General features: G+C 34.8%; 13 protein-coding genes and 1 other RNA gene. 8 read left to right on the top strand and 6 right to left on the bottom strand.

All coding sequences use genetic code 11. The annotated features are described in order from the left end of the window. Positions 1 to 65 precede the first annotated feature (65 nt). Together ACO05K_RS03180 and ACO05K_RS03175 are read right to left on the bottom strand one after the other, a co-directional pair. The gene (locus ACO05K_RS03180; RefSeq protein ID WP_421943019.1) at positions 66 to 1,076 is read right to left on the bottom strand and encodes a bestrophin family protein; all 1,011 of its coding nucleotides are present in this window, start codon (positions 1,074 to 1,076) and stop codon (positions 66 to 68) included. Positions 1,077 to 1,239: 163 nt separating this feature from the next. Beyond that, a complete protein-coding gene (locus ACO05K_RS03175) occupies positions 1,240 to 1,629 on the bottom strand; it encodes a DoxX family protein (protein ID WP_421943018.1) in 390 nt (129 codons plus the stop codon). A gap of 112 nt (positions 1,630 to 1,741) precedes the next feature. On the opposite strand from ACO05K_RS03175, the gene ACO05K_RS03170 reads away from it, so the two are divergent. Next, complete coding sequence (locus tag ACO05K_RS03170) at positions 1,742 to 2,107, top strand: winged helix-turn-helix transcriptional regulator (RefSeq protein ID WP_421943017.1); 366 nt, start codon at positions 1,742 to 1,744, stop codon at positions 2,105 to 2,107. A 60-nt stretch (positions 2,108 to 2,167) separates the two neighbouring features. On the opposite strand, the gene ssrA is transcribed toward ACO05K_RS03170, so the two are convergent. The 4 genes from ssrA to ACO05K_RS03150 all read right to left on the bottom strand — a co-directional run bounded on the left by ssrA (position 2,168) and on the right by ACO05K_RS03150 (position 4,545). After that, positions 2,168 to 2,536, bottom strand: a transfer-messenger RNA (tmRNA) gene (gene ssrA / locus ACO05K_RS03165). A gap of 103 nt (positions 2,537 to 2,639) precedes the next feature. After that, positions 2,640 to 2,999, bottom strand: a complete 360-nt coding sequence (locus ACO05K_RS03160) for a response regulator transcription factor (RefSeq protein WP_421943016.1) — start codon at positions 2,997 to 2,999, stop codon at positions 2,640 to 2,642. 92 nt (positions 3,000 to 3,091) lie between these two features. Beyond that, positions 3,092 to 3,865, bottom strand: a complete 774-nt coding sequence (locus tag ACO05K_RS03155; RefSeq protein WP_421943015.1) for an NIPSNAP family protein — start codon at positions 3,863 to 3,865, stop codon at positions 3,092 to 3,094. Between the two features lie 23 nt (positions 3,866 to 3,888). Next, positions 3,889 to 4,545, bottom strand: a complete 657-nt coding sequence (locus tag ACO05K_RS03150) for a DUF4159 domain-containing protein (RefSeq protein WP_421943014.1) — start codon at positions 4,543 to 4,545, stop codon at positions 3,889 to 3,891. A gap of 124 nt (positions 4,546 to 4,669) precedes the next feature. On the opposite strand from ACO05K_RS03150, the gene ACO05K_RS03145 reads away from it, so the two are divergent. From ACO05K_RS03145 to ACO05K_RS03115, 7 genes are all read left to right on the top strand, one after another. Beyond that, on the top strand, positions 4,670 to 5,668 hold the full coding sequence (locus tag ACO05K_RS03145) for an AAA family ATPase (protein ID WP_421943013.1): 999 nt from the start codon (positions 4,670 to 4,672) through the stop codon (positions 5,666 to 5,668). Next, positions 5,668 to 6,555: a DUF58 domain-containing protein gene (locus tag ACO05K_RS03140; RefSeq protein ID WP_421943012.1), complete on the top strand. Its 888-nt coding sequence runs from the start codon at positions 5,668 to 5,670 to the stop codon at positions 6,553 to 6,555. Before ACO05K_RS03145 ends, ACO05K_RS03140 begins: the two co-directional genes overlap by 1 nt. Continuing rightward, positions 6,555 to 7,925 (top strand): BatA domain-containing protein, encoded by a 1,371-nt coding sequence (locus tag ACO05K_RS03135; protein ID WP_421943011.1) that lies wholly within the window; start codon positions 6,555 to 6,557, stop codon positions 7,923 to 7,925. Before ACO05K_RS03140 ends, ACO05K_RS03135 begins: the two co-directional genes overlap by 1 nt. Beyond that, positions 7,912 to 10,035 carry a hypothetical protein gene (locus ACO05K_RS03130; RefSeq protein WP_421943010.1) on the top strand — a complete coding sequence of 708 codons (2,124 nt, stop codon included), beginning with the start codon at positions 7,912 to 7,914 and terminating at the stop codon, positions 10,033 to 10,035. The genes ACO05K_RS03135 and ACO05K_RS03130 overlap by 14 nt, the downstream gene beginning before the upstream one ends. Before the next feature lie 2 nt (positions 10,036 to 10,037). Continuing rightward, a complete protein-coding gene (locus ACO05K_RS03125; RefSeq protein ID WP_421943009.1) occupies positions 10,038 to 11,828 on the top strand; it encodes a hypothetical protein in 1,791 nt (596 codons plus the stop codon). An 88-nt stretch (positions 11,829 to 11,916) separates the two neighbouring features. Further along, entirely contained in the window at positions 11,917 to 13,551 is a 1,635-nt protein-coding gene (locus tag ACO05K_RS03120) for a TldD/PmbA family protein (RefSeq protein WP_421943008.1), read from the top strand. A 2-nt stretch (positions 13,552 to 13,553) separates the two neighbouring features. Continuing rightward, positions 13,554 to 14,870, top strand: a complete 1,317-nt coding sequence (locus ACO05K_RS03115; protein WP_421943007.1) for a TldD/PmbA family protein — start codon at positions 13,554 to 13,556, stop codon at positions 14,868 to 14,870. Positions 14,871 to 14,979 lie beyond the last annotated feature (109 nt).

The following is a 14,979-nucleotide window of genomic DNA, read 5'->3' as shown; positions in this document are numbered from 1 at the left end:
GATTAACAATCTTATTATAAAGATAACTACAGGATGAAATGTTTGTTTAAATTCCACAATTTATTTTACATCAGAATATTGTTTTCTGGTGTGATAGCAGGTGGTAAATCAGTTTCATCAAGCATATCACGCATATCAATTTCTATCGTTCTCGAAATATTTGTAATCGGCACATCATTCGCACTACCCTCAAATGGATTTGTAGAGCTATCTCCCACCACATCTAACGAATTAAAAACCCAGGTTAATAAAATCGCAAATGGAATGTTTAACCAAATGGAATAACCCTCTAATAAAGTTCCAACTCCTAGCTTATTAAAATCATTCAGCAAGCCATAAGGAACAAGAAAAACAAAAAGATTTAACATAATGCTGGCAATTGAAGAGAAATGACGCGGATATGGAAAGTTTTTTATCCGCTCTGCTTTACCTTGATTATCATAAAAATTTGTAATTCCGGCCTGTAAAGATTGAAGTTGCAAATCAGATAAGTTTTGCTCAGCAGCTAATTTATTAATATGGCTTGATTGTAAGGCCATCAACTGTGTTGCTTTATTTTTCTTTGTTAAAACATAAGTCAATTCATCAGCAGATAAATATTTTTTTAAAACCTCTTCAAGTTTATCTGTTTTTTCTGCTGTGTGATAGTTTTTTGCATACTCAATATTTCTCGGGTCGTCCATGTTTTCCCAAACGCGTGGCTCTCTAAGTTGAAAACGCAATGCTGTTAACCAGGCAAAGTGGCGGTAAAAAATAATCTGCACATCTTGTTTTTTATCTTTTGAGGATAAGAAATCCCGAATCATAACCCCGAAAGACCTGCTTGCATTGATAATTCCACCATAAATTTGACGAGCCTCCCACAAGCGGGCATAGCTTGCGTTGTTTTTAAAGCTTATAATAAAGGAAACTGCAGTACCCAACAACGCCACCGGAACCCAGGAAATTGATAAAAATGTAAAACCACAAAAATGGTAAAGAAAAGTTGGGATAATTGCCAGGATGCTCAGTCTGAGGATATCACGACGAGTCCATAAAATAAATTCAAAAAGGGTGTACTTTTTTCCAGCATGCATAATAGTAAAGTTTTATTTGTTGGGATGCTTTTGTGGGACACTGCGAAGATAGATTTTTTCGTAAAATGTTTAGATAATAAATCAATTATCAGTAGAAGCTAAAAAACAAAAACCCTCATAACTTAATACGAAGGCTTGATTCTATGAAATAAGAAACTACTATTTAGCTGATTTTAGTTTCTCCAATCTGTTGCTTGATTAGCTTTTCTCTTGTTATGTATGATGTTACTAAAATTAGCAGTAATACAAACGGTGCGATTTGATTACCTAATGCGTCTCCAACAAAATAATGTGCTAAAATTGCGGAGAAAAAGTTTACAAAAAAACAGGCATAAGCCCATTCCTTTACTCTGGCGGGCACTGCCGGGATAGCCAAAGCTAGTGCGCCTAAGAGTTTTGCAATCCCAAGTTCTACACGAAACCAATCTGGAAAGCCAATATGCTGATAGCCCTGTACCATAATAGGATTAAACAGGTAATTGAAAAAAGAAGCGACCATACCTAAAACCACTAGGCCGGTTGAAATGAGGTAAATTATTTTAGTTGTTTTCATAAAAAATTAATTAGAGCCCAAAAGTATTACTCTAATAGTTTACTTTTGTAAGTAGTTTACATAAAGAAACTACTTTCCTTAAAGAAACCATTGAAAGGAATATGCTAGAAATATGGAAGAATTAAATACTGAACAACGCCACGATGCAGCATCTTGTAAAACTCATCATAGGGCAATTGCAGATACAATGGATGTTTTAAGTGGCAAATGGAAAATAAGAATCATCGGCGAACTGACTTTCGGTAAAAGACGTTTTGGTGAACTGAATACAAGTATTATTGGTATTGCCGCTAAAATGCTTTCGAAAGAACTTCAGGATTTGGAAGCTAATCACCTGGTAAAACGAACCGTTTTAAATACCAAACCGGTTACAGTAGAATATGAATTAACTGAATACGGACATACCGTTACCCCAATTATTAATACAATGGCAATTTGGGGAAAAACGCACCGCGAAACGATTAGAGAAAAGGAATAAGTTTTTTCATTAAAAAAAAATCCGCGAGATTATTAAAATTTCGCGGATTCTTTTTAAGATTTGTGGAGCCGAAGGGAGTCGAACCCTTGTCCAGTTGTGAGATAACTTATACCTTCTACATGCTTATTTTTCAATTAATTTTCGAGAAATAAACGGGCTGAAAACCGACCTTGTTTAAATCCTTAGATACTTTATCTCACCTTAAGCCATACCTTCTTAAGGCCAGCGCTGTTATTTCGATGCTCCAAATTCTAACCTAACAATGCAGCAGTTAGAGGAACAAAAGCTATGCTAATTCTAAATTAGGCAGCTAAGGCGTAGTTATTTTCGCCAACTATTGTTTTGAACGTTCTCTTTAAAGTGCTCTCCGTACAACGCACTGCATGCTAACATAACCTTCGCCACCCTGTCAAATCCAAGAACGGCCCCTTTTTTTGTTTGCATATAACAAAGCAAAACAGGACAACAAAGATACAAAAAATATTGCTTTTTAATAAGCCTCGCAGTGATTTTTAAATGCTTCAATTACAGACTAATGTATTTGAGCATCCAACCGACTTACAAAATCATTGATATCAAATGGTTTATTAATAAAATCCTCTGCGCTGCATTTATTTTTCATTTCTGCTGATGAAAAATTAGCAGACATCATTACAATCGGCATGTTTTGAGTTCTTTTATCCGATTTAAGCTCGCAACATAAATCCAGTCCATTTCCATCTGGCAACATTACATCCAACAGAAATAAATTTGCATGAAAATCGTTTGCTCCATTTTTAAAATCAGCAATATTTGAGAAATATTTAACTTCGTAATCCTCTTCCTCAAGTATAAATCCGATGATATCCCTGATATCCTCGTTATCTTCTAGCACGCATATCCGCTTTCCCATGTTAATCAATATTTAGATTATTAACTAATCAATTGGGATAATGTTTTGAAAACTAATGAATTAAAACTTAAAAGAGTAAATGTTTGCTGATTTTAAAAATCTGAGTAATCTGTAGGATATAAAAATAGGGTTACATTTTTAGATACATTATGCTGATACTGAGGTAATCCACTAATCTTTTTATATTCCGGACCGAAATCTACCCAATGTTTGTCTCTATCTGCTTTGTTATTAAATGTTGTTAAATACATCAAGTTTGGCATTTTGCTGCCAGAAATAACCTGTCCGTAAAACACAGCATTGAAATTCAATTTTGTAAAAATATCAACTTCATAATCGTTAAACATTTCGATTTTGTTAAGCGAAAGGTTCTCAGTTGCAGCTTCATAACTTCTCAGTTCGTAAACCCTTTCATTTTTAGGAGTAGTTAATTTTGGCAGTGCGTATTCCGGCATGGCCGAAAAAGCTTTTAGAATTATAGATTCTACCCTTGTAAATGGAGCTTCATTGTAAGCCGCATTTAAATATGCTTTACCAGCCTCTGGCAATTGCTTATCCTTACTAATGGCTAAATCAATTCTATCTAAATCTGTTAGCTTTTTAAATGGAATGAAAACGTAAACAAGCTTTTCTGCCGTATCCTGAACAATTGGCTTAAAAACACCAATGTCTTTTACACCTGCTCTGTGTAAAGCTGGCAAATACGCATCTCTTAAATAAGCATCTATGGTATTTTCCTGAGCATTAGTTTTTAAATGGTAGACCTTAATTTGATAATAATAAGATGATTTAGCAGCAAAAACATTGGCCGATAGCGCAATTAAAATAACTGCTGAAAGAAAAAATTTGGTTAGGAAAGATTTCACGATATATTTGATTTTAGTTTATGCTAACTATTTACGCCCATTGCGTATAAAATAATGTTTACTCCAAATTTAGTATTATCCTCGGCTAAAAAACGCTTATTCCGAAAATCGTAATCCCATTCGCAGCCATAATCTTTATTGCTGTATAGAACACCAATTCTATTGTTGATGGTGATGGCTTTCAAATAATCGTGAACTAAATCATCGCCCCAACCATTTAACTCAAAAGATGTAGTTGGCGGACCTTTTTCAAATTTAAAAAATGAGCTGTAAAGCGGATGATTATTAGGAATTTTTTTCAAGGCTGATGCGCCAAACAGATTACTCATTTGCGTTTCAAAAGAACGAGCAAATAAACCATCAATATCATGGTTGCAGTCATCAACAAAAACAAATCCGCCATTTTTTACATAAGCTTTAAAATTTGCGGCTTCTTGCTGATTAAACTGAACGAGTTTATGTCCGCTCATGTAGCAAAACGGGTATTTAAACAAATCCATACTGCCTAATTCGACAATTTTCTCTTCTTCCTCTAAAGGTATGGTGGTATATTCGAGTAGAGAATTTAATATATTAGATGGCATACGCTGGTCTGTATCCCAATCGCCTGAATTATATTTTAACCTCGCAAAAGTGAATTTAGTTCTTTGCATCGCCCTAAAATTAACTTCAATTTTCATTAATTCGGGTTTTTAAAAAGATAATCTTGTAAATTTTTTGATATTCTTTAAAGAGTGATAGAAAATATGTGCCTTAATGCGCTATATTGACACCAATATTCATACAAACTTAAAAAGAAACCTTTTGGATCGTTCAGAAACTAACTTAAAATTATTGATAGGCAAAATCTCTCAATTAAAAAGCGAAATACAAAAAATAATTGTTGGTCAGGATGTAATTATTGAAGAAATGCTCATCGCTTTAATGGCTGGTGGTCATTGTCTTTTAGAAGGTGTACCCGGCTTAGCGAAAACCTTGATGGTTAAAACCATGTCACAAGCATTGGATTTATCTTTTAGAAGAATACAGTTTACTCCAGATTTAATGCCAACAGATATTGTTGGAACTGAAATTTTAGAAGAAGACCACGTAACCGGAAAACGCTTTTTTAAGTTTAACAAAGGGCCTTTATTTGCAAATATTGTTTTAGCAGATGAAGTTAACAGAACACCACCAAAAACGCAATCGGCACTTTTAGAGGCCATGCAGGAATTTGAAGTTACTTATGGCGGACAAACCTACCCTCTAGACAGGCCATTTTTTATCCTTGCGACGCAAAACCCGATAGAACAAGCCGGAACATATCCCCTGCCGGAAGCTCAATTAGATAGATTTTTACTTTATATAAAGATTGGTTATCCAACAGCTGCTGAAGAATCTAAAATTTTGAGCAGCACAACAGGTGCTAAAAAGGTTACGATTAACCCAATTATTGGAGCTAAAGAAATTAAGGAATTACAGGCCATTACTCGCGAAGTAAGCATTAGCGATGATTTAATTACTTATGTGAGCGAGCTTATTCGTGCAACCAGACCAGATACTACAACCGTTTCTTTTGTAAAAGAATGGGTGCGTTGGGGCGCCGGACCACGAGCCGGACAAGCCTTAATATTAACCGCAAAAGCGAGAGCATTATTTTACGGTCGCTATGCGGTAATTACCGAAGATTTACAAACAATGGCTTACCCTGTTTTACGCCATCGTGTTTTAATGAATTTTAAAGCGGAAGCCGAAAATGTTTCATCAGATAGCGTAACCGATGAATTAATTAAAGCCATTTCAAAACCGAAAGGGAATATTTAATGAGCAGACTTTTAAATCCTAAAGTGTTAATGGCCATAAAAGACCTGAATTTGTCGGCAAAAATGACGATTGATGGTTTTATGAGTGGCATTAATAAAAGTACCGTTAAAGGTGCAGGATTGGAGTTTAGCCAATACAGAAGTTACCAGCCTGGCGATGATTTACGCTCATTAGACTGGAAAATGTTTGCCCGTTCGGATAGATATTACATTCGCGAATCGGAAGTTGAAACCAATATCTCTGTGCGCATTTTAATTGATGCTAGTGCATCTATGAACCACAGTGATGGCGATTTTACAAAAATTGAATATGCCCGTTATCTTGGTGCTTCGTTAGCATATCTGGCAAATTTACAAGGTGATGCAATTGGCCTATACGTTTTTAAAGATTCAGGCATTTTTTCGATGACGCCGAAGCAGGATTATCAACATCTTGCCAGGTTATTTTATCAGCTCGAAAATATAAATCCGGCAGGAACATTTACAAGACAAATTCATTATAAAGAGCTTTTTTCTGGAACACAGAAGCGTGAATTGTTAATTTTTGTTACAGATTTATATCAAACGGATGATGAAATTTTAAATCTGCTGGAAACGCTGAATACACTTAGGCACGAAATTGTGGTTTTCCATCTTTTAGCTAAAAACGAAATTGATTTAGATTTTAAAGGCTACACTACTTTTGAAGATTTGGAAACCGGAGAAACCATACAAATAGACCAAACAAAAGCGAGAGCAGAATATAAAACTAAGCTTAATGCGCATTTAGAAGATATTAGAATTAAAATGCTCGACAGAAGAATTTCTTACCGAACAATTTCTACTGAAGAGCCATTAGATGGGGCATTAAGAGATTTTTTAAAACAAAGAAGTAAATTGAAGATTTAGTGCAGTTTTTTTATCCCATCGGTTTACTGGCGCTTGCAGGCATAATTATCCCGCTTATTATCCATTTATGGAACATAAAGCAGGGCAAAACTTTAAAAATAGGCAGTATTGCGCTGCTCGGAGAAAGTTCTCGTGCAAGTTCGAGGAGTTTTAAGTTAACGGATATACTACTATTTATACTTCGCTGCTTGTTGATTATTTTGATTGGTTTTTGCATTGCGCAATCTTACATCACTAAAAAACTTAATGCAAAAGAAAAAGGCGGTTGGATTTTGGTAGATAAAGCACGCTTAAAAACGGTTTATCAAACCAATAAAAAAACAATAGATTCTTTACTCGAAATTCATTACGAAATTCACGATTTTAATGTTGGTTTTACGCCATTGCAACTTAAAGACACATCGAATATTGAAAAACTAGATAAAGAAACAAACTTAAATTATACGAGTTTATTTAATCAACTCAACCACATTATACCCGCAGGCACAAGTGTTTTTGCTTATCAGGATTTAAAACTGGTTAACTTTGGCAATACGCTTTCAAAAACTAAGTTTAATGTACATTGGAAATTTTTAAATGATGCAGATTCGGTAAAAAACTGGTTTGCCGACTTTGCAGGGAAAAAATTAAAAGCCACTTCTACACCGAAACAAACTATTTATGAGGTTATAGGCAATCAAAATCCTGCTCCAATTTCTGTATCTATTTACAATGATGGTAATAATGATAGCAAATATTTAGTTGCTGCCTTAAATGCAATCGCAGGATTTAGTGGTAGAAAAATACTGATTAACTCATCGGCAAAGCATAATCAAGTTGGCTTTTGGCTTTCAGAAAAACCTGTTTCTGAAGAATTTAAAACTTCGATAGTTGATAACGGAACACTATTTAAATATGCTGATGAAAAAGTAATTTCTACACCTTCTTTTATTAATGTTGATGGTAAAAAAATCCCGATTTCTAAACGTATCGTTTCAGGAAATCACTTAGATAATATATTAACGGATGGATTTGGTAATTCCATTCTATCGAAAGAAAAAGCAGCCAATATTAATGTGCTAAACTTTTACAGCAGGTTTAATCCACAGTGGAACGAATTGGTTTGGAACGAAGAATTTGTTAAGGTTTTAATGCCAATTGTTTTGAAAATTGATAAACCTGAAAGTTTTGGCTTTGAAGATAATTTGAACGACCAAAGAAAATTACAAGCGAATCAAATCGATAAAACGGAAAATAATATCAGGGAAAACAATAGCACACTTTCAACTAATCAACCGCTCTTAAACTTATTTTGGCTTGCCGCTTTAATCGTTTTTGTGGCAGAGCGAATTTTATCATTCAGAAATAAAACAGATTATGCAAAAAGCTGAAGGATTTAATTGGATTAGCAAATTAAGAAGGAAGTGGATTACGCTTGGCTTGTTAAAAGTTGCGATAATTTCCTTAGCCATTGCATGTCTTCTTTCTGCAATAGCTGTAAATATATTGCATTTTCAAATCTGGATTGCGGTATTATTATTCGTAGTGACACTGCTTTTAGTTTTAATTCTAAATCCGGTATGGAAAACAAGTTATTCTGATATATCGAGATTTGTAAATAACAATTATTTCGAGGTTGAAGAAAGTGCTGACTTGCTATTAAAAAAAACCGAAGAGTTATCGATGCTTCAACAGCTACAAAAAAGTAAAATTGAAGCTGTTTTACCATCATTAGTACAACCTAAAGAACCATTAACTAAGCTTTACAAAGCGATTGGTTTGTTGGCGATTGCATTAATTATCAGCTTTGGAATTACGAAAATCCCATCAGCTAGAACTACCAACGTAAATCTACAGGAAACGGAAAACTCATCTCCTTTGGTAAAAGAAAATATTTTACCCGAAATTTCTGATTTTGAAGTGAGTATTACGCCTCCGATTTATACGGGTAAAAGAACAAGAAGCCAAAAAGTATTTACCATAAAGGCCGAAGATGGTGCAAAAATAAACTGGAAAATTGAAACAAATATTGCTGTAAAACAATTGAAACTAATATTTAATGATAAAGAAACCATCAGTTTAAAACCTAATGATGCTGAAAATAAAGTTTGGAATTTTTCAAAAGTGATTAACAAATCCGGATTCTATCAGGTTGTTGTGGATGGAAAAAAATCTGATTTGTATCAGATAGAAATAATTGCCGATTTACCGGTTTCGATAAAAATTATACAGCCAAAACAACACACAACTATAGATATTGGCGAACCTCAAAAATTTACCTTGAAAGCTAATTTAAATGATGATTACGGCATCAGCGATGCTTTTATATCTGCAACAATGGCAAGCGGAAAAGGCGAAGGTGTAAGTTTTACAGAAAAGAAGTTACCTTTTGATGTAAACTTTGGCAATCAAAAAAATATATCGCTAAATAAACAAATCGATTTAAAAAACTTAGGAATGAAGCCAGGCGATGAGCTTTATTTTTTCATAAAAGCAACGGATAATCATGGTCAATCTAGCCGTTCGGATGTTTATTTTGTTTCGATAGTGGATACAACCGAATTAATGAGCCTTGCCGGAATGACGAATGGTGTAAATCTGGTTCCTGAATATTTTAGAAGTCAGCGGCAAATTATTATTGACACGGAAAAACTGTTGAAAGAACAAAGCACTATTCCAGCAGAAACTTTTAAAACAAGAGCGAACAATTTAGGGATTGACCAAAAATTACTGCGTTTGCGTTACGGGCAGTTTTTGGGCGAAGAAAATGAAACTGAAATTGGTGGAGACCACGACGACCACGATGAACACAAAGGCGAAGAAGAAAAGTTTGGCGATGTTACCGCAATAATGGATAAGTATGCGCACAAGCACGACATTGCAGAAGATGCAACTTTTTTTGAACCTGAAATGAAAGCGCAACTTAAAGCCGTGTTAACCGAAATGTGGAATTCTGAATTAAAGCTTCGTACCTACAAACCGCAAGAAGCTTTACCATTTGAGTATAAAGCATTAAGATTACTGAAAGATTTGCAGCAAAAATCAAGAGCTTATGTGGCAAAAACTACTGTAAAAACAGCAACGCTAAAACCCGAAAAAAGACTCAGTGGTGAATTGGATAAGATTTTACAGCCTGTTCAAAAAATGACTTTTGAGCAAAAAGCACAACGAAATAATCATTTAAAAAACACGCTTTCAATTTTAGAAACAAGAAGAAGCGGAAAAACATTCACTGGCGATGAAAAATATCTGTTAAGTGAAACTGAAAAATATATGATTGGTGCCGCAGCTGATAATCCTGCTTCATTTTTAAGTGCATTAACCAGTTTAAGAAGATTATCGGCAGCGAAAAAGCCAGTTACCAAAGACATTGATGTTGTACAAATCGCGATTCAAAAAATGGTTAAAGCCGAACCAGCAAAACCTCAAAACAAAACGACTTTACCAGCATCAGCATTATATCAAAACTATTTCAATAACCTTAATAAATCAGGCCGATAGATATGGATATTAAGATTATTGCGATTGTAATTTGCTCAATATTTCTGGTTTTTCTTTTGTTTAAAGAAATCACGAGGAGAGATAAATCTAAATTAACCTGGAGAATTTTAGCAAGTGTACTTTCTGTTGTTTCTTTTCTTTTTCTGATTATACCACTCAAATATAAAACAGTTGTAAAACAAAGTTTAAACGAGATAAATTTAATAACAGCAGGAGCTGAAGCAGACTCAATTTCGAAAATAAAAGATATAAAATATACGTTTACTGATGAAAATTATCCTCAGCTAAAAGGAATTAAAACTACTCAAATTCCTGATTTGGTATATTTTTTAAAAACTCACCCAGAGATAAATAAAATAAACATTTACGGATACGGATTGGATGAAGGTGAACTTGAAAACTTAAAGTCTTACCAAATAAATTTTCATCCAACCAATAAAATTAGTGGAATTATTTCGGCTAATTGGCCATCAAAACTAAAATCTCCAGAGCAGCTTTTGGTTCAGGGCATTTATAAAAACTCAACAGAAAATAATATAAAACTTCTACTAAAAGGTTTCGGCAATTCGGTAGATTCTATTACAATTAAGCCAAATTCATCAGCTAATTTCTCTTTTAAAAACCAACCAAAGCAAATTGGTAAAGCTGTTTTTAGTTTAATAGCGTTTAGTGGGAAAGATACGCTTTCAAAAGAACACGTTCCATTTATTGTGAATGAACAACCAGAAATGAAGGTTTTAATTTTAGGCTCATTTCCAGATTTTGAATACAAATTTTTGAAAAAATGGCTGGTTGATAATCACTATCCATTGGCTTACCGAAGCAAAATCAGCAAAGATAAATACACCACCGATTTTTTAAATATAAGCAACATATCACTTAGCAGTATTAGTGCCACAACTTTAAAAGCATTTGATGTTTTAATAATTGATGAAGATGAATTATCATCCATTTCAGCAAGCGAAAAAATAGCCATTCAAACGGCTCTGAATAATGGATTGGGTGTAATTGTTAGAATTTCAAATCCAAAATCATCAGGGGTTTTTAGCGATAAATTCAGTCGTTTTGAATCACCAATACAAAAAGATAAAGGATTAATCTCGAGTTATGAAGATGTTAAACTCAGCAAATTGCCTGTAGATCAGTCTGTTTTTCTTACCTCATCAGATAACAACCAGATTATTATTACAGAAACTAGCGGAAAAATATTAGCCGCAAGTAAATTGAATGGTCTTGGAAAATTAACTGCCACTACCCTTTCTACAACATATAATTGGATGCTTGCTGGCAAAGAAGCTGATTATGCAACATATTGGTCTTCATTACTTTCTAAAACTGCCCGAAAAAAATCAGAAAATTTATCAGTTAAGGTTTTTCCGCAGTTTCCTGTTGTTAACGAAAAAACAAATTTTACGGTCGATTTAGCTGAAAACAACAAACTTCCTACGATTAAAATAAATAATCTTCCGCTTAGTCCACGGCAAAACATGGAACTCCCTTTTCAATGGGATGTTACTGACTGGCCAAAAGTAGAAGGTTGGAATACGTTAACAGTTAACCAAACCCCAACACCAGTTTTTATATACTCAAAAGAAAGTTGGCAAACCTTAAAAAACTATTCGAAGATTAACCAAACTGAAAATTTCATAAGAAATAACAAAAGTCAAATCACCAAAAATGCTATTTCCGAACAAATCACCACTAATGAGGTATCAAAATGGTGGGTTTTGGCCCTTTTTATCATAGCTACTGGTTTTTTATGGTTTGAATCAAGAATTTTAAAAAAGAATTAAGTATTTGAAACTAAAATGTTATACACAAAATAGCTAATCAAGCACAGAAATAGCTATCTTGGAGTCGTAATCACCTAAACTGAACCAATTGAAAAGAAAAGATTTCCTCTATTTATCCGGAATGGGTATGGGCGCATTATTGCTACCCAATCTTTCCGCATTTGGAACACCAATCGATCCATTACAGGCACTCGATGGTGTTGATGTAAAGATTAAAAAAGAACTGGCTGATATTGCACTTAATGCTGCAAAATCAAAAGGTGCAACCTATGCTGATATCCGCATTGGGCGTTATTTAAACCAATTTGTTGCTACTCGCGAAAAACGTGTTCAGGGCGTTGCAAATACTGAATCTTATGGAGTTGGTATTCGCGTACTCGCTAACGGATGCTGGGGTTTTGCCGCAACAAACAATGTAACCAAAGATGCAATCGCAAAAGCAGCAGAACAAGCAGTTGCAGTAGCTAAAGCAAATTCGAAAATTCAAGGAGAACCTGTACAACTAGCTCCGCAGAAAGGTTTCGGAGAAGTAAGTTGGAAAACGCCAATCGAAATTAATGCCTTTGAAGTACCCGTTAAAGAAAAAGTAGATTTACTTTTAAACGTTAACGATGTAGCGATGCAGAATGGTGCAAACTTTGTAAATTCTGTAATTTTCGCAGTTAATGAGCAAAAATATTTCGCATCTACTGATGGCTCTTACATCGACCAGGATGTGCATAGAATTTACCCGAATTTTAACGTAACCAGAATTGATAGAGCATCAGGACAATTTAAAACCCGTAATTCTTTAAGTTCTCCAATGGGGAAAGGTTACGAATATATGCATGCCCGTCCGGAAGATAAAGTTGCCGGTATTGTAACCCGATACAAAGGGCGTTACGACATGCTTGAAGATGTTAAAGAAGCGGCTCGTGTTGCTTCCGAAAAAATCAAGGCAAAATCGGTAGAACCAGGAAAATACGATTTAGTATTAGATCCATCTCACCTATGGTTAACCATTCACGAATCTGTTGGTCACCCGACGGAATTGGACAGAGTTTTAGGTTACGAAGCAAATTATGCAGGTACAAGTTTCTTAACACTAGATAAATGGGAATCGAAAAAATTCAAATTTGGAAGCGATAAAGTAAACATTGTGGCCGATAAAACTCAGGTTGGTTCTTTAGGTGCAGTTGGTTATGATGATGAAGGTGTAAAATGCAAAAAATGGGATTTGATAAAGGATGGTACATTGGTAAGTTATCAAGCCATTCGTGATCAGGCGCATATTATCGGTTTAACTGAATCTAACGGTTGCTGCTATTCTCAAGGTTGGGATGATGTTCAATTCCAGCGTATGCCAAACGTTTCACTTCAGCCTGGTAAAGAAAAACTTTCGGTTGATGATATGATTAAAAATGTTGAAAAAGGCATTTACATTATTGGTGATGGCAGTTTCTCAATCGACCAACAACGTTATAACTTCCAGTTTGGTGGACAAATTTTCTACGAAATTATGGATGGAAAAATTGTTGGCATGTTAAACGATGTTTCTTATCAGGCAAATACACAAGAGTTTTGGAATTCTTGTAACGCAATTTGTGATGAGAGCGATTATCGCTTAGGAGGTTCATTTAATGATGGAAAAGGCCAACCAAGCCAAAGTAGTGCAGTTTCTCACGGAAGTTCGACTACAAGATTTAACGGAGTTAATGTTATTAATACAGCAAGAAAAATATAATTATGGCCATATTAAGTAAAGAAGAAGCCCAGGCAATATTAAAAAAGGTAGTTGCTTTCTCGAAAGCCGATTTCTGCGAAGTAAGTTTAAGAGGTTCTGATGGTGGAAACATTCGTTATGCCCGTAATGCAGTTTCAACCGCCGGACAAATTAGTACAATGAGTTTAGGTGTAAGCTCAACTTTTGGAAAGAAAACAGGTTCGGCATCTATTAATGAATTTGACGATGCATCATTAGAGAAAGTAGTAAGAAGAGCCGAAGAATTGGCAGCACTTGCACCAGAAAACCCTGAGTTTATGCCACTTTTAGGCGCACAAACATTTGCAGAATCTAAAACTTTCAATGCTAATACCGCAGCAATGACGCCTGATACCAGAGCAGAAATGGTCGGTAAAAGTTTAAGTGTTTCAAAAGCAGCTGGCTTAGATGCAGCAGGTTTTTTAGAAAACTCCACAAGCTTTAACGCTGTAATGAACTCTAAAGGTTTATTTGCATACAATAAAGGTACAAATGTTTCTTTCTCGGTTACAGTTAGAAATAAACAAGGAACTGGCTCTGGCTATGTAGAGCAAGATTTTAATGACCTTTCTAAAATGGATACGCTTGCTTTAAGTAAAATTGCTGCAAGTAAAGCCAATGGTTCTGCTGGTGCAAAAGCAATAGAACCAGGAAAATATACTGTAATTCTTGAACCACTTGCCGCAAGCGATATGCTTGGCAATATGTTTAGAGGATTTGATGCCCGAAGTGCTGATGAAGGCAGAAGCTTTATGAGTAAAAAAGGTGGTGGTACACGTTTAGGCGAGCAACTATTTTCAGAAAATGTAAATATTTACTCTGATCCGTTAAATCCTGAAATTCCATCTTCTACATGGAGTGGCGATGGTTTACCATTAAAAAGAACACAATGGGTAGAAAAAGGTGTAGTTAAGAATCTTTCATATTCAAGATATTGGGCAGCTCAAAAAAATGTACAACCTGTACCATTTAGCCGTAGCATTGTAATGGAAGGTGGAACACAATCGCTGCAAGATTTAATTAAAAGTACCGAAAAAGGAATTTTAGTAACCAGATTTTGGTATATCCGTTCTGTAGATCCTCAAACCTTATTACTTACAGGCTTAACACGTGATGGTACTTTCTATATCGAAAATGGTGAAATAAAATTCCCGATTAAAAACTTCAGGTTTAATGAAAGTCCGGTAATTATGCTAAATAATGTTGAGGCTTTAGGAAAACCAGTTAGAACAGGAAGTGGTTTAATTCCACCAATGAAAATTCGCGATTTTACTTTCACATCTTTATCAGATGCGATTTAATTTTATTTTTAAATTCGCCATTGCGGGTTACAAATAAAACAACCTTAGTCTCGGTCTGTGTCTTCACAGACCGAAGTTTAACTAGTAATGGTCGGTGAGGACACAGACC

Origin of the sequence: Pedobacter sp. (genome assembly GCF_965227205.1) — a bacterium.
Lineage (GTDB): Bacteria > Bacteroidota > Bacteroidia > Sphingobacteriales > Sphingobacteriaceae > Pedobacter.
This window is presented reverse-complemented; position numbering and strand designations above follow the sequence as displayed.

Excerpts from the sequence above, each read along its gene's own strand:
- ACO05K_RS03180 (WP_421943019.1), bottom strand. The coding sequence starts at position 1,076 with ATGCATGCTGGAAAAAAGTACACCCTTTTTGAATTTATTTTATGGACT.
- ACO05K_RS03175 (WP_421943018.1), bottom strand. The coding sequence starts at position 1,629 with ATGAAAACAACTAAAATAATTTACCTCATTTCAACCGGCCTAGTGGTT.
- ACO05K_RS03170 (WP_421943017.1), top strand. The coding sequence starts at position 1,742 with ATGGAAGAATTAAATACTGAACAACGCCACGATGCAGCATCTTGTAAA.
- ACO05K_RS03160 (WP_421943016.1), bottom strand. The coding sequence starts at position 2,999 with ATGGGAAAGCGGATATGCGTGCTAGAAGATAACGAGGATATCAGGGAT.
- ACO05K_RS03150 (WP_421943014.1), bottom strand. The coding sequence starts at position 4,545 with ATGAAAATTGAAGTTAATTTTAGGGCGATGCAAAGAACTAAATTCACT.
- ACO05K_RS03140 (WP_421943012.1), top strand. The coding sequence starts at position 5,668 with ATGAGCAGACTTTTAAATCCTAAAGTGTTAATGGCCATAAAAGACCTG.
- ACO05K_RS03130 (WP_421943010.1), top strand. The coding sequence starts at position 7,912 with ATGCAAAAAGCTGAAGGATTTAATTGGATTAGCAAATTAAGAAGGAAG.
- ACO05K_RS03125 (WP_421943009.1), top strand. The coding sequence starts at position 10,038 with ATGGATATTAAGATTATTGCGATTGTAATTTGCTCAATATTTCTGGTT.
- ACO05K_RS03115 (WP_421943007.1), top strand. The coding sequence starts at position 13,554 with ATGGCCATATTAAGTAAAGAAGAAGCCCAGGCAATATTAAAAAAGGTA.